General features: G+C 38.5%; 25 protein-coding genes. 10 read left to right on the plus strand and 15 right to left on the minus strand.

Annotated features, from left to right (window positions below):
* Positions 1–24: 24 nt before the first annotated feature.
* The 4 genes from MKY09_RS16360 to MKY09_RS16375 all read left to right on the plus strand — a co-directional run bounded on the left by MKY09_RS16360 (position 25) and on the right by MKY09_RS16375 (position 5,293).
* Complete coding sequence (locus MKY09_RS16360) at positions 25–1,437, plus strand: DHA2 family efflux MFS transporter permease subunit (protein ID WP_169360452.1); 1,413 nt, start codon at positions 25–27, stop codon at positions 1,435–1,437.
* 202 nt (positions 1,438–1,639) lie between these two features.
* On the plus strand, positions 1,640–2,158 hold the full coding sequence (locus MKY09_RS16365; RefSeq protein WP_169360453.1) for a GNAT family N-acetyltransferase: 519 nt from the start codon (positions 1,640–1,642) through the stop codon (positions 2,156–2,158).
* Positions 2,159–2,425: 267 nt separating this feature from the next.
* Positions 2,426–3,835, plus strand: a complete 1,410-nt coding sequence (locus tag MKY09_RS16370; protein WP_169360454.1) for a right-handed parallel beta-helix repeat-containing protein — start codon at positions 2,426–2,428, stop codon at positions 3,833–3,835.
* A gap of 138 nt (positions 3,836–3,973) precedes the next feature.
* Complete coding sequence (locus MKY09_RS16375; protein WP_342567120.1) at positions 3,974–5,293, plus strand: VanZ family protein; 1,320 nt, start codon at positions 3,974–3,976, stop codon at positions 5,291–5,293.
* Between the two features lie 147 nt (positions 5,294–5,440).
* On the opposite strand, the gene MKY09_RS16380 is transcribed toward MKY09_RS16375, so the two are convergent.
* The 3 genes from MKY09_RS16380 to groES all read right to left on the minus strand — a co-directional run bounded on the left by MKY09_RS16380 (position 5,441) and on the right by groES (position 8,148).
* The gene (locus MKY09_RS16380; protein WP_251556122.1) at positions 5,441–5,911 is read right to left on the minus strand and encodes a YtxH domain-containing protein; all 471 of its coding nucleotides are present in this window, start codon (positions 5,909–5,911) and stop codon (positions 5,441–5,443) included.
* Between the two features lie 277 nt (positions 5,912–6,188).
* Complete coding sequence (gene groL / locus MKY09_RS16385; protein WP_169360457.1) at positions 6,189–7,823, minus strand: chaperonin GroEL; 1,635 nt, start codon at positions 7,821–7,823, stop codon at positions 6,189–6,191.
* A gap of 40 nt (positions 7,824–7,863) precedes the next feature.
* Entirely contained in the window at positions 7,864–8,148 is a 285-nt protein-coding gene (gene groES / locus MKY09_RS16390; RefSeq protein ID WP_169360458.1) for a co-chaperone GroES, read from the minus strand.
* Positions 8,149–8,490: 342 nt separating this feature from the next.
* Here groES and MKY09_RS16395 point away from each other — a divergent pair, with 342 nt between their 5' ends.
* Both MKY09_RS16395 and MKY09_RS16400 read left to right on the plus strand, forming a co-directional pair.
* Positions 8,491–9,210, plus strand: a complete 720-nt coding sequence (locus MKY09_RS16395; protein ID WP_251556121.1) for a type II CAAX endopeptidase family protein — start codon at positions 8,491–8,493, stop codon at positions 9,208–9,210.
* Between the two features lie 12 nt (positions 9,211–9,222).
* A complete protein-coding gene (locus tag MKY09_RS16400; RefSeq protein ID WP_342567121.1) occupies positions 9,223–9,798 on the plus strand; it encodes a GNAT family protein in 576 nt (191 codons plus the stop codon).
* 237 nt (positions 9,799–10,035) lie between these two features.
* Here the strand turns inward: MKY09_RS16400 and MKY09_RS16405 are convergent, their stop codons facing one another.
* Positions 10,036–10,671, minus strand: a complete 636-nt coding sequence (locus MKY09_RS16405; protein ID WP_169360460.1) for a redox-sensing transcriptional repressor Rex — start codon at positions 10,669–10,671, stop codon at positions 10,036–10,038.
* Positions 10,672–10,798: 127 nt separating this feature from the next.
* On the opposite strand from MKY09_RS16405, the gene MKY09_RS16410 reads away from it, so the two are divergent.
* A complete protein-coding gene (locus MKY09_RS16410) occupies positions 10,799–12,730 on the plus strand; it encodes an ABC-F family ATP-binding cassette domain-containing protein (RefSeq protein WP_298467681.1) in 1,932 nt (643 codons plus the stop codon).
* A 503-nt stretch (positions 12,731–13,233) separates the two neighbouring features.
* Here MKY09_RS16410 and tsaD read toward each other — a convergent pair.
* The 7 genes from tsaD to MKY09_RS16445 all read right to left on the minus strand — a co-directional run bounded on the left by tsaD (position 13,234) and on the right by MKY09_RS16445 (position 17,296).
* Entirely contained in the window at positions 13,234–14,253 is a 1,020-nt protein-coding gene (gene tsaD, locus MKY09_RS16415) for a tRNA (adenosine(37)-N6)-threonylcarbamoyltransferase complex transferase subunit TsaD (RefSeq protein WP_169360462.1), read from the minus strand.
* Positions 14,250–14,708 (minus strand): ribosomal protein S18-alanine N-acetyltransferase, encoded by a 459-nt coding sequence (gene rimI / locus MKY09_RS16420; RefSeq protein WP_298467676.1) that lies wholly within the window; start codon positions 14,706–14,708, stop codon positions 14,250–14,252. Before rimI ends, tsaD begins: the two co-directional genes overlap by 4 nt.
* Complete coding sequence (tsaB, locus tag MKY09_RS16425; RefSeq protein WP_298467673.1) at positions 14,698–15,384, minus strand: tRNA (adenosine(37)-N6)-threonylcarbamoyltransferase complex dimerization subunit type 1 TsaB; 687 nt, start codon at positions 15,382–15,384, stop codon at positions 14,698–14,700. The genes rimI and tsaB overlap by 11 nt, the downstream gene beginning before the upstream one ends.
* The gene (tsaE, locus tag MKY09_RS16430; protein ID WP_298467671.1) at positions 15,381–15,833 is read right to left on the minus strand and encodes a tRNA (adenosine(37)-N6)-threonylcarbamoyltransferase complex ATPase subunit type 1 TsaE; all 453 of its coding nucleotides are present in this window, start codon (positions 15,831–15,833) and stop codon (positions 15,381–15,383) included. Before tsaE ends, tsaB begins: the two co-directional genes overlap by 4 nt.
* Complete coding sequence (locus MKY09_RS16435) at positions 15,823–16,155, minus strand: hypothetical protein (RefSeq protein WP_342567122.1); 333 nt, start codon at positions 16,153–16,155, stop codon at positions 15,823–15,825. The genes tsaE and MKY09_RS16435 overlap by 11 nt, the downstream gene beginning before the upstream one ends.
* Positions 16,156–16,196: 41 nt before the next feature.
* Entirely contained in the window at positions 16,197–16,607 is a 411-nt protein-coding gene (locus MKY09_RS16440) for a YugN family protein (RefSeq protein WP_342567123.1), read from the minus strand.
* 62 nt (positions 16,608–16,669) lie between these two features.
* Positions 16,670–17,296, minus strand: a complete 627-nt coding sequence (locus MKY09_RS16445) for a GDSL-type esterase/lipase family protein (protein ID WP_298467665.1) — start codon at positions 17,294–17,296, stop codon at positions 16,670–16,672.
* A 99-nt stretch (positions 17,297–17,395) separates the two neighbouring features.
* Between MKY09_RS16445 and MKY09_RS16450 the strand changes: the two genes are divergently transcribed.
* Positions 17,396–18,448, plus strand: a complete 1,053-nt coding sequence (locus MKY09_RS16450; protein WP_251556115.1) for an acyltransferase family protein — start codon at positions 17,396–17,398, stop codon at positions 18,446–18,448.
* A 578-nt stretch (positions 18,449–19,026) separates the two neighbouring features.
* On the opposite strand, the gene MKY09_RS16455 is transcribed toward MKY09_RS16450, so the two are convergent.
* From MKY09_RS16455 to MKY09_RS16465, 3 genes are read right to left on the minus strand one after another with little or no spacing between them, the layout of a single operon-like run.
* Positions 19,027–19,845: an ABC transporter ATP-binding protein gene (locus MKY09_RS16455; protein WP_342567124.1), complete on the minus strand. Its 819-nt coding sequence runs from the start codon at positions 19,843–19,845 to the stop codon at positions 19,027–19,029.
* On the minus strand, positions 19,842–20,846 hold the full coding sequence (locus tag MKY09_RS16460; RefSeq protein ID WP_298472427.1) for an iron ABC transporter permease: 1,005 nt from the start codon (positions 20,844–20,846) through the stop codon (positions 19,842–19,844). The genes MKY09_RS16455 and MKY09_RS16460 overlap by 4 nt, the downstream gene beginning before the upstream one ends.
* An 18-nt stretch (positions 20,847–20,864) precedes the next feature.
* The gene (locus MKY09_RS16465; protein ID WP_342568262.1) at positions 20,865–21,989 is read right to left on the minus strand and encodes an ABC transporter substrate-binding protein; all 1,125 of its coding nucleotides are present in this window, start codon (positions 21,987–21,989) and stop codon (positions 20,865–20,867) included.
* Between the two features lie 211 nt (positions 21,990–22,200).
* Here MKY09_RS16465 and MKY09_RS16470 point away from each other — a divergent pair, with 211 nt between their 5' ends.
* Both MKY09_RS16470 and MKY09_RS16475 read left to right on the plus strand, forming a co-directional pair.
* Positions 22,201–22,842: a phosphate starvation-inducible protein PhoH gene (locus MKY09_RS16470; protein ID WP_342567125.1), complete on the plus strand. Its 642-nt coding sequence runs from the start codon at positions 22,201–22,203 to the stop codon at positions 22,840–22,842.
* The gene (locus tag MKY09_RS16475) at positions 22,839–23,444 is read left to right on the plus strand and encodes a hypothetical protein (protein WP_298472419.1); all 606 of its coding nucleotides are present in this window, start codon (positions 22,839–22,841) and stop codon (positions 23,442–23,444) included. The genes MKY09_RS16470 and MKY09_RS16475 overlap by 4 nt, the downstream gene beginning before the upstream one ends.
* Positions 23,445–23,555: 111 nt before the next feature.
* On the opposite strand, the gene purU is transcribed toward MKY09_RS16475, so the two are convergent.
* Positions 23,556–24,449: a formyltetrahydrofolate deformylase gene (gene purU, locus MKY09_RS16480; protein WP_342567126.1), complete on the minus strand. Its 894-nt coding sequence runs from the start codon at positions 24,447–24,449 to the stop codon at positions 23,556–23,558.
* Positions 24,450–24,560 lie beyond the last annotated feature (111 nt).

The following is a 24,560-nucleotide window of genomic DNA, read 5'->3' on the forward strand; positions in this document are numbered from 1 at the left end:
TTTATAATAGAGAGTAGGATTTACATGTCACAACCAATTAAAAAATTACCTATACTTTCTGCATTCTTAATAGCGGGCTTTGTAGGTCTCTTCAGTGAAACAGCACTAAACATGGCATTAGGACAACTAACTGTCGAGCTAGGCGTTGAACATACAACGATTCAATGGCTGACAACTGGCTTCCTGCTGACCCTAGGTATACTTGTACCGATTTCTGGATTGCTAATCCAAAAATTTACGACTCGTCAGCTATTCTTAACCTCCTTAACATTTTCTATCGTAGGGACAATAATTGCAGGACTTGCGCCAACCTTTGCCTTCTTATTAATGGCACGTATTGTACAAGCAGTTGGTACTGCTATTCTATTACCTTTAATGTTTAATACGGTTCTATTAATCTTCCCAGTCGAAAAACGTGGATCCGCAATGGGTATCATGGGACTTGTTATTATGTTTGCACCAGCAATCTCCCCTACCGTATCTGGAATAATTTTAGAATACTTAACTTGGCACTGGATTTTCTGGACGACACTGCCATTCCTTGTATTTGCTTTAGTTTTCGGCTATTTCTATATGCAAAATGTGAATGAACTAACTCATCCAAAGATTGATGTACTATCTGTTCTCTTCTCCAGTATTGGATTCGGAGGAATTGTGTATGGCTTCAGTGTGGCAGGAGAAAATGGCTGGGGGAGTACTATTGTAATTGTTGCATTAGCTGCAGGTATAATCGGTCTAGCTCTATTCACTTGGCGCCAGCTGAACATGGAAAAACCAATGATCAATCTAGCAGTACTAAAATATCCTATGTTTGTACTTGGCCTAATCGCGGTATTTATCGCCTTTATGTGTATTCTTTCTACCATGATCTTGCTTCCGCTTTACCTACAAACAGGCTTAGCTTTAGCAACATTCACAGCAGGACTTGTTCTATTGCCTGGTGGTGTTATTAACGGTATTTTCTCACCTATTGTCGGAAAGCTATTTGACGACTATGGTGCAAAGGTTCTTGTAATGCCAGGATTTATTTTAATCGGTATTGCGTTCGTATTCTTTATGCAAATTGACCAACAAACTTCTCAACTTACGATAATCGTGCTTCATAGTGTTATGATGATTGGTGTATCGCTTGTTATGGCTCCGGCTCAAACAAATGGCTTAAACCAATTACCACGTCATTTATATCCAGATGGCACTGCATTAATGAACACGCTTCAGCAGGTATCTGGTGCAATCGGTACAGCAGTCGCAATTACAATCATGTCCACTGCTCAAACTTCATTCATGAAGGAAGAAGGTACTACTATTCCTTCCATCGATTCATTTATCTATGGCGTGCAAACGTCTTTCAAATATGCTATTGCATTAGCAGTAGTTGGTTTGATTTTATCGTTCTTTATCAAAGGGAAAAAACAGACGATCAACTCAAAAAATTAATCATGTCAACAGCCTTCAAGCTTTCTTTGCTTGAAGGCTTTTTAATTGATTTTGTCTCTATCTCACACTTTTCGTAGGATAAGGATAAGTCATCCCCCCCTCCCAAAAGAGTATTTACTATTTCTGAAGCGTCTTAGGGATGCTACACTAATGTTAAACAAACAGCTTTATTCAAATGAACTTAAAGGAGAGATATATATAAATGACTTTAACTCTTAAAAAATGTACCTTTGAAGATTTGCATACGCTTCAAGAAATTAGTTATGAAACATTTGATGAGACATTTAAGCATCAAAATTCACCTGAAAATATGAATACTTATTTAGAACGAGCATTTAATTTAACACAATTAGAAAAAGAATTATCCAATATTTCCTCGCAATTCTTTTTTGTTTATCATAACAATGAAGTTGCCGGTTACTTAAAGGTCAATGTTGATGAGGCACAGTCTGAAAAGATGGATGAGGAATCACTTGAAATAGAGAGGATATATGTAAAGAATAAGTTTCAAAAGCTAGGACTTGGAAAACTTCTCCTCAACAAGGCGATAGAAATCGCAATGGAAAGCGATAAAAAGAAAATTTGGTTAGGTGTATGGGAGAAGAATGAAAATGCAATTGTTTTCTATAAGAACATGGGGTTTGTTCAAACCAGCGATCACTCCTTTTATATGGGTGATGAAGAACAGATAGATTTAATAATGACTAAAACGCTCTCCTAAAATACCGAAGAAAAAAATGAGCTAGGAATTTCACTTCCCAGCTCATCACTTTATACATACTCCTTATTTCCTTCACCTAATAAATATACTTCTCCCAGATGAAAAATATCCGTGTTGTTTTGTTCCCCTTCCCACGTGCAATTCACTTCGCTAAAATGACTCTCTGATTATTATTTCTTATTTCGGGTAAATACTTTATAGAGTCTAGTAATCTAGAAAAATTCAAAGACTAGACTATAAGCAGTTGCCAGGAGGAAGAAAGAAATCATGCAAAAACTTTTACTGACCTTAGTCATTTGGGCACTATGGGTTGTCTTTCCTACAGGTCCTATTGAAGCTAAGGCAGAAACATATACGATTACCCCATCCAGCGATACATACAATCATAAGTTCGAGAGCTATTCTACATACAATTCTCATACGAAACATTATTATTTACTACGTTCCTATCTGGAACAGCTTGAAAAAATAAACGGTGGGACACTCATCATAGAAAAAGGCACTTACACAGTATCCAATGTACTTTTTGTCCCTTCTAATGTAACGGTTAAATTAGAAGATGGCGCAAAGCTTGTTAATAGTGATAAAACTGGCACCTCTGAGCTCGATGCCGATAAATCACTTTTCCATCTTATCCGACCTTCATTAGGAAAAGAGGAAGGTGTCTATGGTAAGCACGAAGGTGAAAAAAATATCTCGTTCATTGGAGCAGGAACAGCGACCATGGATTTAAATTTTGATAAGGATGCAATTGCTATTATTGCAGGACATAATAAAAACATTAAAATTGAGAATATCCATTTTACTAACATGTATTCTGGTCATTTCATCGAAATTGATGCCACAAGGAACGCTGTTATATCCAACAACAAGTTTATGAATTCAAAAGCCTCTCCAACTGAAATAAAAGAAGCCATTAATATCGATACCCCTGACAAGCTGACGAATGGCTGGAGCTCTAAATGGAGTAAATTCGACAAGACACCAAACACCAATATGCTAATAGAGGACAATGTCTTCTATGACTTAGACCGGGCAATCGGTACTCATAAATATTCGGGTGGTAAATATCACGATAATATTGTTATTAGAAATAATAAAATAGAAAAAATGCGTCAGGATGCCATACGCGTCATGAACTGGAGCAACTCAACAATAGAATATAATATCATCAAAAATGTTGACCCAGGTGAATACAACTCGAATAGAGGAATTATGGCTAGTGGCGCCCTTAACCCTACCTTTCAAAACAATGTATTTATAGACCTACCGCGAGCAGTCCAATTTATCGCGTGGAAAAACGATGATTCCGGATCTGAGTACGATATAACATATAATAAATTAATGGAGAATAATAAAGAGGTACTTAAAACAAACATCGTTTTTAACTCGGAGGAGGACTTTATACGCATTAACCCTAAATTTAAGAAATATGATGCTGCCCATACGGAATTTATCCCTTTAAAAACAACACTATCTCCTGCATTACCTAAAGTATCTTCTCTCTCTCCAAAAATATGGGGTCTTATAGAAAAAAACAACGACGATAATGGATCAAATAATCCCTCTACCTTTTATGAAGATCTATTTACGGCAGAGTCCCTACCTTTATCTTTTCAGAGCTATAGGAGCATATATGAACGAAAAATGACAAATAAGCTAGAAATATTTAAATAGACATCCAGATTTGTATCACGTAATTTGAGAATTCCTTATATTTCAATACTCATAAAACCTTAAGATTTATCCTAATATCCCCTTAAGATTTATTGGTTACCATAAACTTACCAATTAATTTTAGGAGGTTACGTTCTCATGGATTTAATAAGTATAGTGTCTGGTCTTTTGCCGTATGTAAAATATTCTATTTTTATTTTCATTGCCTTAATCATTGGGTTTTTCCTTTTTAAAAAGGTTTATCTGGGGAAAAAACTAATACGTCTGTCCAAATTTATTTTAATCCCTTTACTGATTTGCTGGGGAACCGTCGTATTAGGGATCACTACTTTAAGTAGGCCTGCAATGTTTACTGGCCAATTTAATCCTAGTCTGTTCAGTAGCTATGTGAATGCCTGGAACAAATGGTCCATGCCTGAATTACAGTTAATCCTCTTTAATATGTTAATGTTTGTTCCATTAGGTGTTTTATTGCCGTTGATCCATCCAAAAATGAAACGGTTCTGGAGAGTATTCATTATTTCGATTGTATTTACTCTTTGTATAGAAATATTCCAGTACATTTCTGGTAAAGGGATCTTTGAATTTGACGACCTTCTGCATAATACAATCGGAAGTCTAGCAGGTTACTTTTTAGTAATGGCCATCATGACAAGCATCGAGCAACGAAAGTTAAAACTAGCTCCAATTGTAAAAGCATTTGCTATTCCACTAATTTTTGTTCTGTTATTCGGTATAGCAAGTGTTGTATATAATGCACAAGAGTTTGGAAACCTGGCATTTAAGCCTGTACAAAAACAAAGTATGGAGCAAATTGATGTGCAACTAGAGACACAGCTATCTAACAAATCGACTAATGCTTGTATGTACCACAATTCAGATGTTAGAGATATTAATAATTTTAAAACAGTCTCACAATCCATCTCCGATCAATTTGCTTTACAACAGCACGGTGGTATACGAATGGAAGGGGAAAATCGCCAGCTACAGCTGATAGATGAGGAAGGTGAATTCTATTACTTAACTTATTTCATGTCCAATGGTTCATGGTCCTTTTCATCTGATGCTTATAGCGAAGAGGTTCCAAAAGTAGACATAGAACAGCAAAAACGGTCTATGGAAGATTGGTTAGAAAATGAAGGTTTATTCCCTAGTAATGCTACCTATCAGAAGCAAGATGAACGTACCATTCGTTGGGATTTAGAAAAGCGAGAGAATGTACAATCTACATGTGAGGATTTTTCTCAAGGATTTATCGTAGTTAACCTTTCTGATAAACAAACTCCTGATAGCATCATTTATGACGTGAGTGATAATAAATTGGTTAGGGAGAAGGAAGTTATATCCCAACAGGAAGCATATAAGGCATTACTAAATGGGGAGTTTAGCTTATTCAATCCTCTACAAAAAGGAGATAAGTTAACGATAACGGATGTTCGCATAGACTATAACTTATGATACTAAAGGTTATTATCAGCCTGTATATGTATTCAATGGTAATGTGAATGATCCAGATTCTACTGTTGAAATTCTGATACCAGCTATTAATTAATAAAACAGCACTTACTCTAGCAGAATAAAGTAAGTGCTGTTTTAGTTTAGATATTAAATTTTAGTGTGATTGTTTCCATTACTGCCATCTACCACTTCTTCTCCCGCTTCTTTCACTTTTCCACTTATTTCTTTTATATCAGACGTGATCTCTTTAGCACTTGAAATAATCCCACTTGAATCTTCCTTTACTTGACTAACTGGTGCAAGAATGTTCTCGTTCACTTTTTCATATAGAGATTGTGCGTCGTTTATTGCGTCTTTCAGAACCGTAGAGGCAGATTTCAGTCGCTCTTGTAGATCGTTTTTCACTTCTCCTGGATTGTTTCTAACTTGGCTATACATATCCAATGTTGAGTCTTTCACGTTTTTGGTTGTGGATGTTACTTTGTTTCGTGTATTGGAATCAAGCATTGCAATAGCCGCGCCGATAACAGCCCCCACTACCAAGCCCTTTATAAGCTTTCCATTTTTCTCTTCCTCGGTATTAGTCAGTTCGTTGTTATACGTAGCAAATTGTGTCATCCATTATTCCTCCTGTCTGTTTTTTGAAATTTGTTTCCTTACTACTTTAAGTGCCCTTTTTTCTTTTGTTTAAACTATTTGATTAAATTTCAATTCCTTTTATCAGCTAATTAACGTACTCTCTACAAATGAAGGAAAAAGTAGCAAGAAATAAAAAAAGCTTCCCACTAGTTATTACAACTACTGAGAAGCTTCTATTTTTAAACGATCCTATATGTTAATCTCTAAACTTCACTTCACATCGTAACCCTTATGAATCATGGGTTAACAAGGCTTATTACATCATGCCGCCCATTCCGCCCATGTCAGGCATACCCATGCCGCCTGCTCCTGCTGGTTCTGGAATGTCTGCTACTACTGCTTCTGTAGTTAAGAATAGAGAAGCTACAGATGCAGCGTTTTGAAGAGCTGAACGAGTAACTTTAGTTGGGTCTACGATACCTGCTTCGATCATGTTAACCCATTCGCCAGTTGCTGCGTTGAAGCCCATGCCGATATCTTCGCGTTTTAGGCGATCTACAACGATAGATCCTTCTAAACCAGCGTTGTTAGCGATTTGACGAACTGGTTCTTCTAATGAACGAAGAACGATACGGATACCAGTTGCTACGTCGCCCTCTTTTGTTTCTGCAAGCTCAGCTACTTTGTTGTATACGTTTACTAGTGCAGTACCACCACCAGATACGATACCTTCTTCTACAGCTGCGCGAGTTGCGTTTAGTGCATCTTCAATACGAAGTTTGCGTTCTTTTAGCTCAGTTTCTGTAGCTGCTCCAACTTTCACGACAGCTACTCCACCAGCAAGCTTAGCAAGACGTTCTTGAAGTTTTTCTTTATCGAATTCAGAAGTTGTTTCTTCTAATTGGCCACGGATTTGAGCAACACGGCTAGAGATGTTTTTCGTATCTCCGTTACCTTCTACGATTGTTGTGTTATCTTTTGTTACTACTACTTTAGAAGCGCGTCCTAATTGAGTGATGTTCGCAGATTTTAAGTCTAAGCCTAAGTCTTCTGTGATTACTTCTGCACCAGTTAGAATAGCGATGTCTTCAAGCATAGCTTTACGACGGTCACCGAATCCAGGAGCTTTAACAGCTACTGCATTGAATGTACCACGTAATTTGTTTACTACTAGAGTAGCTAACGCTTCCCCTTCTACATCCTCAGCGATTAGTAAAAGTGGTTTACCTTGTTGAACTACTTGCTCTAGCACTGGTAAGATTTCTTGAATGCTTGAGATTTTTTTGTCTGTGATTAAGATATATGGGTTGTCTAAGTTAGCTTCCATTTTATCTGAATCCGTTACCATGTATGGAGATGCATATCCGCGGTCGAATTGCATACCTTCTACCACATCAAGCTCTGTTGTGAATCCTTTAGATTCTTCGATTGTAATTACTCCGTCGTTACCAACGCGCTCCATTGCCTCAGCGATTAATTCACCAACTTCTTCATCACCAGAAGAAATAGCAGCTACTTGAGCGATTGAATCTTTACCTTCGATTTGTTTAGAGATTGCTTTAAGCTCTGTTACAGCAGCAGCTACAGCAAAGTCGATTCCTTTACGGATACCAACTGGGTTAGCACCAGCTGTTACGTTTTTAAGTCCTTCACGGATCATAGATTGTGCAAGAACTGTCGCAGTTGTTGTACCATCACCAGCGATGTCATTTGTTTTAGAAGCAACCTCAGCTACTAATTTTGCACCCATGTTTTCAAAAGCATCCTCAAGCTCGATATCTTTTGCGATTGTTACACCATCATTTGTAATAAGTGGAGAACCAAATTTTTTCTCTAATACTACGTTACGACCTTTTGGCCCTAATGTTACTTTAACAGCGTCTGCTAATTTATCTACTCCACGCAGCATTGCACTACGAGCGTCTTCACTAAATTTAATTTCTTTTGCCATGTTATTATGCCCTCCTAATTGTTCTTTTTAATTTCTTTTATTAGCCGATTACAGCAAGAATATCGCTTTCGCGTAAGATTAAATAGTCGTGGCCTTCATATTTTACTTCAGTTCCAGCATATTTAGAGAAGATAATACGGTCCCCTTCTGTTACGTCTAATTCAACGCGGTTTCCGTTTTCTAGTACTCGTCCAGTACCTACTGCAACGACTTTACCTTCTTGTGGTTTCTCTTTAGCAGAGTCTGGAAGTACGATGCCAGATGCTGTTTTTTCCTCAGCTTCGATTAATTCGATTACAATACGATCACCTAATGGTCTTAACAAGTGAAACTACCTCCCTAAAATAAGTTGAATTTAATATTTATTAGCACTCACACACTTTGAGTGCTAACACACTTATAATAATAATTAAACTATGGAAATTTTGCAAGTCAGAACCTAAACTTTTTTTAAAATTTTATTATCTTCTTTCTCCTCTTAGATCATGAGTATTTCACCTTGCCTTTGTGCGAAAGCAAGTCCCTTTTCAATACTAAAACTGTCCAAGAATAAAATAGCTAACAAGCGATTTTATTTTAGTTTTCCATTACAATAAGGCTAGCACATATAATAATTACCAGTATGCTATGCAATAGAATCTTTATAGAAGACGGAAAGGATATTTAGATGAAAAAACAACAAACAGCCTTATACATATTAATCACCTACTGTGTCATGCAGCTCTCCGGAATCATCTTTGCTTCTCTGCTATTTATGGTTTTTAAATACTATAACCTGGAAAATCCTATGTTACTGGCTAACGGCTGGTGGACTTTCATCGGAATGGGGACTGCAACAATCATCACTTTACTTATCATCCGAAAAGACAAGAGCTTTATCCGACCTTTAAAGGGACAAGCTTCGAGCACACTCAAATCAGTTGCCTGGGGAGTTTTGGGATTCATAATGGTTTTGTACGGCCAGGCCCTTGCTGCTAATATAGAGATTAAATTTTTTGGAATCGAGCCCGGTTCTGAAAATACACAAGATTTCATGGAACTAGCTAGTTCGGTGCCCTTTGTTTTTTTCTCTATCGTATTCTTTGCCCCAATCTTAGAAGAGCTCATCTTCCGTCGTATCATTTTCGGAACATTATTACCTAAAACAAACTTCTTTGTAGCAGCACTTATAAGCTCACTGTCCTTTGCAGTCATCCATTTTGAGTTTACGCACATACTAATATATGCTGTGTCTGGTTTTATATTCGCATTCATTTATTATAAGACAAAACGAATCATTACTTCTATTATTGCCCATATGCTTTTAAACGGATTCGTAGTAATTGCACAACTATATAATGAAGAAATCATTAACTTCTTTGAAAGATTAGCAGAAATGTTGCAATAAGGAGGAATCACTATGACTTTTTCATTTACGAAGCTTCCTATAATAGAAACAGAAAGACTTATTCTTCGAAAAGCAACCGAACAAGACTCCGACGACATTCTAGAATTGTATGCCAATGAAAATGTTGTAGAGCATATGCCACTCGATCCGTTTACTTCTATTGAAGATGCAAAAGGCGAGATTAGTTGGTACGAGAAAATATTTTTGGAGCAAACTGGTTTGCGTTGGGTAATAGAAGAGAAGGTAAACAAAAAAGTGATTGGTACGTGTGGCTATTTAAACTATGAGGTTGAACACAATCGGATAGAAATAGGCTATGACCTCTCCCCTGAATCATGGGGAAAGGGAATTATGACAGAGACACTAAAGGCTGTTATTCACTTTGCCTTTTCAGAGTTAAATGTAAACAAAATTGAAGCTCAAATCACGTCAGAAAACGATGCCTCCCTTCACCTAGTAAGTAAGCTAGGCTTTCACAGAGATGGTGTTCTAAGGGAACATGAATTTGAAAAGGGACGCTATATCGACCTTGTCATTTATTCCCTTCTTGCTAGAGAATATACGAATAAGCCTTCGACTAAATTATAGTCGAAGGCTTATTTCTTAGATATTTTTGTGGGAAAAAACTTCGGTGGCTGAGGAACTGCTTCCTCGCTTTTTCCCATTTGCCTGTCGGGGCAGTGACAGGCGCCTTGCTTTTCTTGGTGTCCAGCTCCGGCGCCTTGCCCCTCGGGGTCAAATGGGTAAATACTCCGGTGGCTGAGGAGCTGCCTCCTCGCATTTTCCCATTTGCCTGTCGGGGCAGTGACAGGCGCCTTCGCTTTTCTATATATCGTTTCGAATCATATAGATTAGTGTTTGAAGTTCAACCGAAAGGTCAATCGTATGTACGCGAATCTCATCCGGTGTGCTGATTGGAACAGGGGTGAAATTTAAAATCCCTTTTACATCTGATCCAACTAGGAGGTTGGCCACCTCTTGGGCAGAACGGCTTGGAAGAGTGAAAATGACTAATTCAATTCCGTATTCCTTCAGTTTTTCTAGCATCACACTGGAATGAAAAACTGGGATATCGCTAATAATGGTTCCTTCGAGTGGTGCCTTCGTATCAAATGCGACTACTATTCTAGTATTATGATTTTTTTGGAAATTATATTTTACAAATGCTGTCCCTAAGCTACCAACACCTATCAATGCAACCTTCGCGGCTTCGTCTTGATCTAATGTTTTTCTGAAAAACTCTAGTAGATGGGGTACATCGTAGCCATAGCCTTTTTTACCTAATGCACCAAAATGAGAAAAGTCTCTCCGGATGGTTGCCGAGTCGATTTTCATCGCTTCACTTAGCTGTTGGGATGAAATACGTTTATGCTCTGCATTGTGAAAGCTTTGCAAAAATCTATAATATAAAGGAAGTCGTTTCATCGTCGCTTGAGGAATGCGAGGTACATCACGTTTCATAAGTATCCTCCTAATGTATAAGGCAAATTCATTTTTTCACGTTACCTTTCTTTCATTGTAAAGGGAGAACGTTGCAACGACAAGTCCTATCTATTACACTTAGGATAGAATTGAGGTGCAAATAATCGTGATCGTTTTACAAGTAAACCAAGTAACTAAATCCTTTAACGGGGAAGATATATTAACAAACGTAAAGCTAGAGGTTCAAGACCGTGACCGAGTTGCACTAGTCGGTCGTAACGGTGCTGGGAAATCTACCTTACTTAAAATAATTGCTGGAGAAATGTCCTATGATTCCGGTGACATTATCCTGCCAAAAAATATTAGACTAGGCTACTTAGAACAGCATGCCGGTTTAGAATCCAAGCTGACCATTTGGGAGGAAATGAAATCCATCTTCAGTCATTTAATAGACTCCGAAAAAGAATTACGTTCATTAGAAGCCCAAATGGCTGACCCTGCTGTCTATGAGGATTCAGAAGCCTACGCTAAAGTAGCTGCTACATATGACGAGTTACAGCTTGCATTTAACGAGGCTGGTGGCTATCGCTTTGAATCTGACATCCGCTCTATCTTACATGGGATGCAGTTTTTCCCGGACGACTATGACAAGCCTGTACAAGCCTTATCTGGCGGACAAAAAACGCGCCTAGCTTTAGCTAAAATGCTATTAAGTAAGCCCGATTTACTCATACTCGATGAGCCTACAAACCATTTGGATATCCAAACACTCAGCTTCTTAGAAAACTATTTGAAAAACTATAGTGGAGCCATTTTAATCGTATCCCATGACCGGTACTTCCTAGATCAGGTAGTAAATCTAGTGTACGAGGTTTCTCGCCATAATGTTACGAGATACGTTGGTAACTACAGTGCCTATTTAACGCAAAAGGCAAAAAATTATGAGCTGGATAAAAAGAAGTATGAGAAGCAACAAGAGGAAAAGGCAAAGCTAGAGGATTTTGTTAGTCGTAACCTGGCTCGTGCCTCCACAACCAAGATGGCGCAGTCTCGAAGAAAAGTAATCGAGAAGACAGACTGGATGGATGCACCTGATGGCGATGAAAAATCTGCTAACTTCGGTTTTACCATCGACCGGCCTAGTGGTAACGACGTTTTGCGCTTAGAGGACGTGGCAGTTGGCTACTCCAATAAAACCGTCTCCTCTAACATCTCATTTTCTGTGTACAAGCAGGACCGGATTGCATTAGTTGGACCGAATGGCGTCGGTAAATCCACCTTGCTGAAAACAATTATGAAGCAGCTTCCATCTGCTGGCGGGCATATTCAATACGGGACGAATGTGCAATTTGGTTACTATGACCAGGAACAGGCAGCTCTTTCCGGCAATAAAACCGTTTTGAAAGAGCTATGGGATGAATGGCCTCTCATGAATGAAAAGGATGTTCGCAATGTACTAGGTCGCTTCCTGTTCTCTGGAGACGATGTGCAAAAAACCGTCTCTACGCTATCCGGTGGAGAAAAGGCTAGACTTGCACTTGCCAAGCTCATGCTATTGAAATCAAATACGCTAGTTCTAGATGAGCCTACGAACCATTTAGATTTAGATAGCAAAGAGGTTTTAGAGAATGCTTTGCTCGATTTCCCTGGAACAATTATCTTCGTGTCACATGACCGTTATTTTATTAACCGAATTGCAACAAAGGTAATTGAACTCTCCTCCAAAGAAGCAACACTGTTTTTAGGTGACTATGACTATTATCTAGAGAAAAAGGAAGAGCTCGAGGAATTAGCAATGGAAAGCTCGATTGCACAAAATACAGTCGTCCAAAAGGTCAATACCTCGACGATTGATAAAGAAGCGAAGAAAAAGGAAAGACAAATTCGACGTCAAATCGATGAGCTCGAGGAACAAATTCCTGCTATCGATTCAGAAATCGCATTACTCGAGGAAAAGCTATGTGATCCAGAAGTCTTCCAGGATCATGAGGCAGTCCAAAAATTACAGAGTGAGCTCGATAACCTTAAGGTAAAGCAAGACACTATCTCCAATGAATGGCTGGAGCTACAGGAACAATTAGAAGAAATTACAGGGTAAGCCGATTGACTCGGTTTACCTTTTTTTATATGGGGAAAAATATATAATGTCGAACTATTTGTTTTTGGGATTAACTATTCAATTTATAAAGAAAACAGTCAGATTAATGGGACAAGCCAACCAATTATTAAATTGATCGAGTCGGTTTATGGTACAAAGTTATCTAATCGCTCTAACAGGATATCAGATACCCATGTTGTATTTTGTCGAACGATGGCATATATAGGTCAAGCCCCTTTTTCCTAAAAATCTTTTTCCACATATTTATTAACATCAAAAGTACTGTCATATCAATCTATCAACAGGTTTATCCACATTGTCCACAGATTAAAAACTTAGTTTTCCACAAGTTGTGAGTATAAATAACCACAATATATTGAAAACACACAACTTACTAACAAGTTATCAACAAATTGTGCATAAGTACGAATGTTCTCTATTGACAACCGAAATAATACATGGTAAAAAATCCTCTTTTCTTGTCGAAGAAAAGAGGATTTCGTTTAGTTCCAGCTATTTAATTCTAACCCAGGACGACCATTCATCGCTAAATCCCCTATTTGCCCTGCTGAAAATTTAGAGCTACCAGCAGCTGCGATCATGGCTGCATTGTCTGTACATAATTTGATCGGAGGCACATAAAAAGGAATATTCTCTTTTTGGAATGCTTCTTCCAATGCTTTTCGCAGTCCTTTATTTGCTGCTACACCACCAGCAGCAATTACTTGCTTCACATTAAACTCCCTAGCTGCACGAAGCGTTTTAGTAGTGAGTACTTCTATTACGCTCTCTTGGAAGCCTGCGGCAAGATGGTTAGGATTGATTGCTTCCCCTCTTTGCTCCGCATTATGCTGATAATTGATGACTGCTGATTTTAAGCCACTAAAACTAAAATCATAAGAGCCTTCCTCTAGCCAAGCCCTTGGGAAAGGCACTGCTTGATCGCTCTCATTTGCTAGACGATCTATGTGTGGACCGCCAGGATAAGGGAGATTCAAGACTCTAGCTACTTTGTCATAAGCCTCTCCAGCTGCATCATCGCGTGTTTCTCCGATTAGCTCAAACTGACCGTCTTCTTTCATCAACACTAGCTCGGTATGCCCTCCTGATACTACTAGAGCAAGTAACGGAAATTCCATCGGCTGGACCAACGCATTTGCATAAATATGCCCCGCAATATGATGAACTCCTACTAAAGGCAGACCGTTTGCAAACGAGAATGCTTTTGCAGCGTTTATTCCTATTAATAGGGCACCTACTAGCCCAGGGCCTTCGGTTACTGCCACTGCATCTAAATCCTGAGGAGTCATGTCCGCTTGCTTTAAAGCCTCTTCGATAACCAGTGTGATTTGCTCCACATGATGACGAGAAGCAACCTCTGGAACTACTCCACCAAAGCGCTTGTGACTTTCTATTTGTGATGCTACGACATTGGATATTATTTCTGTTCCATTTTTGACAATGGAAGCCGCTGTTTCATCACAGCTTGTTTCTATTCCTAAAATATATTGATCTTTTGTCATTTGAATTCCACCCACATTACAAGAGCATCCTCTTGTGTATCTGTATAATAATTTTTACGAATGCCTCCATCCTGGAAGCCAAGCTTGTAATATAAATTTTTTGCAACCGTATTGGATACGCGTACCTCTAACGTCATAAGTACTCCTTGTTGTTCCTTTACAATACGGATCGCCTCACGCATCAAGCCTTCTCCAATTCGATGGCCTCGCATACGTTCTGCTACTGCCACATTCGTGATATGACTTTCATCCATGACAATCCACATCCCACAATAGCCGACAATATCCTTTTCCTCTGTCTCCGCTACTAAATAGTAGGAATATAGATTAGTCGTCATTTCATGCTCGAATGCCTCTCTAGTCCATGGATGTGCGAATGCCTCTTCTTCTATTAAAAGCACCTGGTCTATGTCTTCTATAGTCATTTTGCGATAGGTAATCGTTTTAGTTTCCATTTTTCTTCTGCTCTTTCATCCAGTTTGCCTCTGCCTCTGTTATTCGTAAATATTCTGGAACCGTAGTATGTACGTCTTTTGGCTCCATATTTTGCGCAATTTCTATTAGGACTGCAGCACTTGGTAATGAAAATGATGCTCCTGCTTGGTGGACTTTATCGCCAAGCACCTCTTTTATTTGGTTCCAATGAAGAGCTACATCCATTCCTACAAATAAAATGGGCTGCCCCATCTCATCTAAAGTAGATAGCAAATCTGCCATAGACATATGAGATTCCTTAACTAATTTACCGTCCGTATAAATTCCCGCAAATACATTTCCACGTCGAGCATCCATAATGGAACACACCGTCCCTTGGAAATATGGTGCGTTCCCTGCAAGCACCTGCAAACTTGAAACCGAGTAAATTGGAATATTTAACGTCCAAGCGAGCGTCTTTCCGATTGTCACACCGATTCGCACTCCCGTATAAGAGCCTGGCCCTTTTGCCACCGCAATCGCATCTAGCTCGTTAGGCTGAATATTAGCTTTTTTCATAAGCTCCTCTATTGCTGGCATCGTTCCAATGGAATGAGTTACCTTCACAGAGGACTTATATTCTGCAAGCACCTGCCCGTCCTTTACGACTGCTACCGCAAGCGGTGTATGAGATGTATCTATTCCTAACCAAATCATTCAAAAAGCTCCTCACATAATTGTTCATATCTCTTCCCAAAAGGCTCAAACGTAAATCGACGCTTGTCATTGTCCAGTCGATGAATCTGTATTGCCAATCGTTCAGGCGGCAAATCCTCCTGTATTAAATGAGCCCACTCAATAATGCTTACTGCATCACCGTAAAAAAGCTCGTCCCAGCCCAGATCCTCATCGCTATCCGCTAAACGGTAAACATCCAAATGGTTTAAAGGTAACCTACCCTCATATTGCTTCATTATGGTAAACGTTGGGCTGTTCACGTTTCTTGTGATTCCAAGACCCTTCGCCACACTTTTCGTAAATGTTGTCTTCCCTGCTCCCAAATCTCCCTCTAATGTAAGGACATCTGCAGGCTGTAATAACTCAGCTAGCTGTCGGGCCAAAACTTCCGTCTCCAGCTCCGAATCAATCAATCGCTCATACATCATCGATCGCTTTCCTTTCAAGTACAAATCTATTTGACTCTATTATAAAGAATAACCGCTCATAATGTAACTCTAGGACATTTATATGTACAGAACTCTTTGAATGAAGAACAGCTCTAACAGATAGCTGAATGCTCCGATTACGACAATCAAAGCCTAGATTACTACAATCAACCGGTAGTTTGCGACAATCAACCCCTGGATTACTACAATCAACCTCTAGATTACTACAATCCTCACATCTTTTACGACAATCAATCGCAGGCTCTCCCACATCTCCTTCCCTATCCCCTACCAGCTTGCGAATCCCTATTCCAACAAACAAAAGGACCACCTCACCTATGTGAGACAGCCCTTCTATTAATGTTATTGCAATAATCGAAGCACTTTTTCTACTTCCTGCTCGCCAGCATGCTCCCAGCGGTTCTTGTCGGTAATGTTACCGTCTTGATCTACGGGTGATTGAAACTGATCAAATCCAGTCGTTGTTAGCAACGAATTTTCATCCTTATCTAAACCAACGTTAACGACATGTTTGATTAAATAAGGAGATTGGAATTTAATATGTGCCTCATAATCATCAAGCTCTCCTTGAGTCACCGTAAAAGGGATACGAAGATAGATGGTTTCTCCTTCCTCACGGCAAAGGATAGAATCAAAGCTACCTTTATGGTAATCCCAGTTCCCTCCGATTGTATAACCTAAACTCGAGATACGGTCATGTAAATCTCCAAAAAATGCTGTCTTATCTTCTAATTCTGTGTTTAACTGAAGCATTGCTATCACTCCTTCATTGGATACTCATGTATAGAGTTTCCCAATGCCAGTAATAACATACGTTATTTTTCTTTTTCAAAAAACAAGCCGATTACCTTTTCCAATAAACCCTTTTTAGGATGATTCAAGTTTATCTCGATAAGTTTTTGAGCGATTAAATCGGACAGCATGTCATAGCCTGCTTCCCCAAAATGAAGACCATCGTTCTTTTCGCCAACTAATAGCTCTTTGTAATCTTCTCTTGAATACATAGCAGTAAAAAAATCTATGTAGTGACTACCTGTCTCTTCAGCTACCTCTCTTACAACGGTTGTATATTGTAGCAAGGACTCATTAGAGCGATTCTCCTGAAAAGATTCATCTACTGGAGGCGGTGAAATAAGAATCGTCTTACTTGGACCAATGACCTTCGCAAAGGTGGTTATATTACGCTTGAATAATTCTAAGTCTACTAAACGATATGTGGCAGAATCATTCGAACCAAAAAGAACTGTGACATAGTCAGGTTTTTTAGCAATTACATCTGCAGCGAAACGTTCAATCGCCTGTTCAGTAGTATTGCCCGAGACTCCGGCGTTGATAAAATTATAGTTCGGTAATTTCTGAGATAGCTTATACGTAAGCGCCGGACTTGGATTACCTTCCTTTCTAGCGGTGATACTATCACCAAAACAAACAACAGTTGTCATTTTTATCAAGCCTCCATTCTATTATTTTTTTCTCTCCTTAAGTTTATATTCACTAAAAAGTGGCTATACAAACATATGAGACGGCTATGGAGGAACATCATGAACAAGAAACGAGTCACATGGGTAGACGTAACAAAGGGTTTTTTAATGATCCTCGTTGTTATAGGACACTACCCTGGAGAACTAGATTTCCCTCTATCAAAGTATATTTACTGGTTTCATATGCCAGCATTTTTTCTATTGAGTGGAATCTTCTTCAAAGAAATCAAAGAAGATACAACATCTAATAAAACAGTAAAGAAAAGATTTCTACAACTAATGGTACCTTATCTATTTTTCCTTTTAACGATTACAGGTATTCGATATGGTATGGAAATATCCCAAGGAAACCATGATTTTTCTTGGTATTTAAATGATTTATGGAAATTATTCATTGCCGGTAGATTCGTACGGGGTGCTTACGGAGTTTTCTGGTTTGTCACCACTCTATTCTTTACTTATCTATTATTTATGTGGATGACAAAATATTTAAGCAAAGTACAACAAATAAGTCTCCTTGCGTTTTGCTATATTGCAGCGCATCTTCAAAGTATTTTTGCTAGAGAAGTAATCAGTGAATCAGCAGTAGAATCAGCACAATCTATCCCAATGGTATGGAATTTAGATGTCGTATTGATGGCAGTAGTATACTTTTCTTTAGGCTACTACGGTAAATCACTGTGGATGAATGTGACTAAGCCTTGGCTATTCAGCGCAGGAGCGTTAGCTTTTGGAATGATTCTACTAGATCAAAATGGATTGATAAATTACAAACTGAGCATGAAATTTCTTCGTTATGATCATATGCTATTAGATTTAATTATCCCGATTTCCTTTATCATTGTAATCGTAGGCTTTTTCCAAAGAATAACTAAAATTCTTTCACTGGAATGGCTTCGAAAAATTGAAAATCATTCCATAGCTATTATGTACTTACATATTTTTACGGACATGATTTTGAACGATTACTTTGAATATGGAGTTGTCGGTTACACTATATTATGTACAGTTATTCCAATCATTATTTCTATTATCATTCAAAATGTTATCCCATATGGTAAATTTTTGCTCGGAGATATCCGCGCGAAAAGACCAATGCAGATAGAGATTTAAAAACCGCCACATGGCGGTTTTTTAATATTTAAACAAGTATTACACAAATAAAATAGAACATTAGTTCGTAAATATGTTATAATAGAAAGTGCAATTGCATACCAGGTTGGGCGGCGGTCACTTCTTTCAAAGGGGTGATGCCAATGACAATTTACAAATCGATCAATTTGTTAATGCAGTTAAGTGCTGTCTTCCTAACAGCTTTTTCTATCGTAGTGACATTGATTATTTTCTTCATAAAAAAGAAATAACCGTCCCCTGGCAAAGGTTTGACGGTTATTTCTGACCTAGGACCAACCGCTCTTTCTGCGGCTGCATATTGTAGGACTGGATATTGCAGTATCCAGTCCTTTAACTTGCTTATTTATTGATATTATATACACAAATCAATATACATTCAACTTATTGCTGGTCAAATATGCCTTACTTTTCCACATATGACTCTAGGGTTATTATTACTTATGAATTACTTTATGATATGCAATAATTTATTATCGCGTACATAGATTCTTCCAATAAAAAGAGTAGACATGTAAACGTCTACTCTTTTGTCCTTTATGCTCTGCTGTCCAGTCGTCCTATAGATCATTGCCAAAATACGTAGGAACAACCGTTTCATAAATTTGTCCGTCCAGTTCATGTCTCAGACGCTTTACAGCAATTTGGAAATAATCTAAAATATTTTTCTCCGTCATAATATCAGAAACACTCCCAGTTATTACAGGCATTTCTTTCGCAACCATAAGTACTTTATCTCCTAGATAAAATGCATGATTTGCATAATGAGTATTGATGACACAGGCCAAGCCCTTTTCTTTTGCTAGTTTTTTTATTGTTTGCAGGATCACCTTTTGCTTTTGCATATCTAAATGGGATTCCGGCTCGTCTAGTACTAAAATCTCTGGATCTGCCACTAGGGTTCGGGCGATTAGCGCTAACTGTAGCTCCCCTCCGCTGACAGATGTGCAGGATTCCTCTGCTAAATGCTTGATGCCTACTGAGTCTAAGGCTTCTAAAGCCAAGGCATAGTCTTTTTTAGATGGCTGGGCAAAGGAACGAATATATACTGCTCTCCCCATTGTCACTAAATCCAAAATGGAATAGCTGAATGTCATACTAGATGCTTGGGGTACATAACCAATCTTTGTCCAAACTTCCTTGGAATTCATCTGAGAAAGTGGCTTACCATCTAGTAAAGTTTCTCCTCTTTTCCATTCCTGTAAACCCATCATACATTTTAACAGCGTCGTCTTTCCCGCTCCATTTGGACCCAGAATGGACAGGATCTCTCCAGGACGAAGCTCAAAGTTAATATCATTCATATACAAAAATTTTTGAGAATCAGGAGCCTTCACCTTTTTATAAAAGTAGTTTCCATCCTTCACCTGTAAAATCAATTCCAGCCACCTCCTGTTTTACGGAGCAAATATGCAAAAAACGGAGCTCCAATAATAGCTGTTAAAATAGAAAGTGGAATTTCAGCTGCCGTTAGACTACGAGCAAGATTATCGATGAATAACAAGTACACTGCTCCAATGGAAATAGATGCTGGAAGTACATATTGGTTGTTACTTCCTACAATCATTCGAGCGATATGCGGAATGATTAGCCCTACCCATCCGATAATACCGGCAATGGATACTGCTGCTGCAGTAATCAACGTTGCTCCTAAAATAACTAGCCATTTTAGCTTGTTAACAGATACCCCTAATGACAATGCCTCTTCCTCTGAAAGTGACAGGATGTTTAGTCTCCAACGAAGGACATATAATATCAGAATTCCAACCAAAATAATTGGACCACCAATCATTAAATCGCTATAGCTGGCAGTACCAAGACTTCCCATTAGCCAATATGTAATTGCCGGGAGCTTTTCCTCGGGGTCAGCGAGGAATTTCACAAGCGAGATTAACGCCTGAAACAATGCACTAGTGACAACTCCCGCAAGAACTAGCATAAATATAGGCATATCTCGCTTTACTCCACCTATTAGAAAGGTGAAGCCAATCGCTAGCATACCCATTACTAATGCCATGATTTGCATCGTGAAGCTATTACCAAACAGTAAAATTCCAATCGAAGCTCCAAATCCAGCCCCAGCTGACACACCTAGAATATCGGGACTGACTAATGGATTCGCGAACATTCCCTGGAATGCTGCACCAGCGATGGACAATCCACCACCAATTAGCATAGCCAATAAAATCCTTGGTAGGCGTACATTCATGACCACTGTTTCTTCCATGTTTGTCCATGTTTGCTCCATAGGTACTATTTGAGAGAGCAGTATTTTGATTTGAACAACGAAATCAATTTGATACCGACCTACCCCAATCGAAATCAACCCAACTATGATAGGCAATGTCCAAAGTAATATCTTGATTAATTTAGACTTCATTATATAGACACCTTTTTATTAGTATTTTGCTGCTTCCGATGGTGGATTTAAGATTTCATCCACTTGCATATCCGATAGCTCATAATTATAGTAGCGTTTGTAATAGTCTTTTATTTCCTCGTTCATGTCATACGTAAATAGCTCAGGATGATTTTTTTGTGCCATCCATTTTAGCATCAATGGTGCATCTCCACTTGGTGGATACCAGCGATAGATACCGAGCGGCATTTTATAAACCTTTTTATCCTGAACGGCCTTTACTTCACTCCAGTCTTGGCTTTCAAAAACGTTGTTATACAAGTCCTCAGGCTGAGTTTCCGTAAAATTAGTAATATAAATGATATCAGGGTTCCATTTATAAATTTGCTCCATATTTACTGCTTTAATACCATCGACCTCTTCGGCTGCTACATCTATTCCGCCAGTGGAGTTCAGCCAACGATTTCCGTGCATTCCCGTTCCTGCCACAGAAATCTCTCCATCATTATGGTATTGCAATACCATCACACGTGGCATGTCCTTCTCTTTGACACCTGCTTCATCGAGCGTGTCGTAAATCATTTGTTGGTTTTCTTCACCTTCAGCAATAATCTCGTCAGGACGATCTGTTATACCAGTAATTTCTCCTGTTAAAGTTAACCAACGATTTAATGTATCTAACGGATTAAGTGAATCGGTTGCAGTGTCTAACGCAACAGTTGTTATTCCTGTATCTTCAAGCTTTTTCACTGTTTTTTCTTGGTTAGCAATCTCAAAATAGACATCTGGATCTAAAGAAAGTAGCTCTTCTACGTTTACTTCCCCATTTTCAATAAAGTTCGTTTTAGCATCTAGTATAGATGGAGAAATTTCCTTTAAAATAGAGTGAGAAGCTGCATTATAAGAATTTGGATGGATACCTGCAATCTCTTCAGTAGAATTGGTAGCGATAAACCATGTGGAGAAGTACGGTAGTATCCCTCCCATTACAATGCTGTCTAGCTTTCCAGGAATCTCTACCTCTCTATTTAATTCGTCTACAATTATCTTTGTTTCTTGACTAGCCTCTAAATCCTTATTTTTTACTTCATTATCATTACCGCAACCTGCTAATAATAATGCGATAGAAGCAGAGGCAATTATGTATCTATATGGTCGTTTCATCATTATATTTGTCTCCATTCTCATTGAGAATCATTTTCAATACCTAACTAACTTATAATAAATATCCCGAAAGGTCAAGAATGCTTAATAAAAAAACAATATTCAGAATGCAATATAGTAAAATTTTGCCTTTTTATTTTTAAGGTGCATATGTTATGATGCAATTAAATGAGAATAGTTATCAATTATTTCAAGCGATGGAGGGCTCTTTTTGACTAACATAAATAACATACTCTATTTGGATCCAGGTCATGCGTTTGGATTGTCCAACCGTACCAATTCTTTTATGAACGAACATTTTACGATTATCGATCAATATCAATTAACCGAGCATCCGTTAGAGCCGTACTGTTGTATAGTCGTGCACGATTTTGCAGATCAAGAGTACTTATATAAACATAAAGCAGTTATAGAAGAATTTTTAGAAGCAGGGAAAGTTGTCATATTCGGTGGGCACTTATTTAGAGAATGGCTTCCTGGCTGTCCTATCTTTACACCTAGAACGATTGAAAGCCATGAAGATTACCATGTTTTCAAGAAAATAGATCATCCTATTTTTAAGGGAGTAGATACCGATGATATGACCTACAACAAAGGAGTGGCCGGCTTCTTCGCAAGAGTGACTCACTCCCCTGTTCCAAATGGTGCAGAGGTGCTTCTAACTTTCCGCGATGGAATGCCTATTACATATATTGATCGCCAGTCAACGAAGGGAACAATTTTAGTTCATTCTGGTCGTGATCTCTTTGCTCATCGCATGCAAAATAAATCAACGGATCGTATCAGCATCCAGCTCTTACAATGGATTCAAGATGAATATAAGGCACTACAAAAGGAGGTCAGCTCCAAATGAGAAAAATTGCTGTAGTTTATAGTGGACATGCACCTCATCATAGAACATTCAATGAACCAAAATATAAACAATATATAGACAGACTAATCTACTTCCCAGATTTCCAAAATGATTCATTGGAAGGGATAGATGTTTTGTTTGTACCTTCACAGCTAAATGAACATTTATTGATGGCTTCGAAGGAGAAAATCCATGCTTTTGCAAATGCGGGAGGAATCGTTGTAGCCTTTGGACCGCAGCCTTGGGAATGGCTTCCAAACCAAAAATGGGAGGAACGAGAAACTAATTTTTGGTGGTGGCTTGAAAAGGATGCAAATAGTGGATTAGTGCTAGCTGACCCGGAGTATGATTTGTTCAACTATATAACTTTGCGAGATGCTACGTGGCACCAGCACGGTGTATTTTGGCCAGTGGAAGGTTCTCACAAACTTATTACGACCGAGGATGGTGGTGCTGTCCTTTACGTCGACAAGGTGAGCACTAATGGAACTTGGATTATTACTACCCTAGACCCTGACTATCATTTTGGCTCCTACTTCATGCCAGCAACCGAACGATTTCTAGATGGATTTTTACCATGGCTAGCTAAAGGAAATATATAGGCTGAAAAACTTAACTAACTGCTATAAATAAAAAAATGATTTAATTAATTTCATGTAAAAAATAAGAGCTTCGGAGTATTGAAATAGATCAATACCTCGAAGCTTTCTTTATTAATGAAATACAATGGTTTTATTGCCCTCTACGATTACTCGGTTTTCAAGATGCCATTTTACAGCTCTCGCAAGTACACGTCTTTCGATTTTACGTCCAATTTTCTTAAGTTCCGTTACATCATCCCGGTGGTCTACCCGTTCTACGTCCTGTTCGATAATTGGGCCCTCATCCAAATTGTTCGTTACATAGTGAGAAGTGGCACCAATCAGCTTTACTCCACGCTCATATGCACGTTCGTAAGGACCTGCTCCTATAAAGGCAGGTAGGAAGGAGTGATGAATGTTAATGATGCGACTCTCAAAATGAGCAACAAAATCTGGAGTTAGTATTTGCATATATCGAGCTAAAATAAGTAAGTCTACATCATACTGCTGCATCAAGCGGATTTGCTCTTCCTCCACCTGCTTACGAATATCCTTATTAGCCGGAATATAATGATAGGGGATTCCTAGTGCCTCTACCATTGGACGGGCAGTTTCGTGATTACTAATGACTGCCACTATATCTGTGTCGAGGTCCCCATTTTGCCATTCCCATAAAAGCTCTATTAGGCAATGAGTTTCTCGGGATACAAAAATTGCCGAACGAATGCGTTCTGCAGGATAGGAAAACTTATATTCCATTCCATGTGCTAGCGCTATTTGTTTAAAATCTTTTTCCATATCCTCCGCTCTAGTAGATAACTGGAGACCATGGTATTCAATCCGTATAAAGAATGTTCCGTTTTCTGGGTCACTTGAATACTGACTAGACTCAATGATGTTACATTCATGCTTGTATAAAAAGGTCGATAATACTGCCACTATTCCAGGTTTGTCTGGACATTTTACTAGCAGTCGGCCTTTATTTTCCTGTGTTTTTCGATGCTTATTTATTTGTATTTCATCCATTTGAATGCCACCCTTTATTAGTCATATTAATTTTTCATTATCCTTTATTCTATTCATCTTCTCAAGTACTTTTTATATAGTATGTAACTATAAAAACCCATGTAAAATTAC

Source organism: Psychrobacillus sp. FSL K6-4046, from assembly GCF_038624605.1.
In the GTDB taxonomy this organism is placed as follows: Bacteria; Bacillota; Bacilli; order Bacillales_A; family Planococcaceae; genus Psychrobacillus.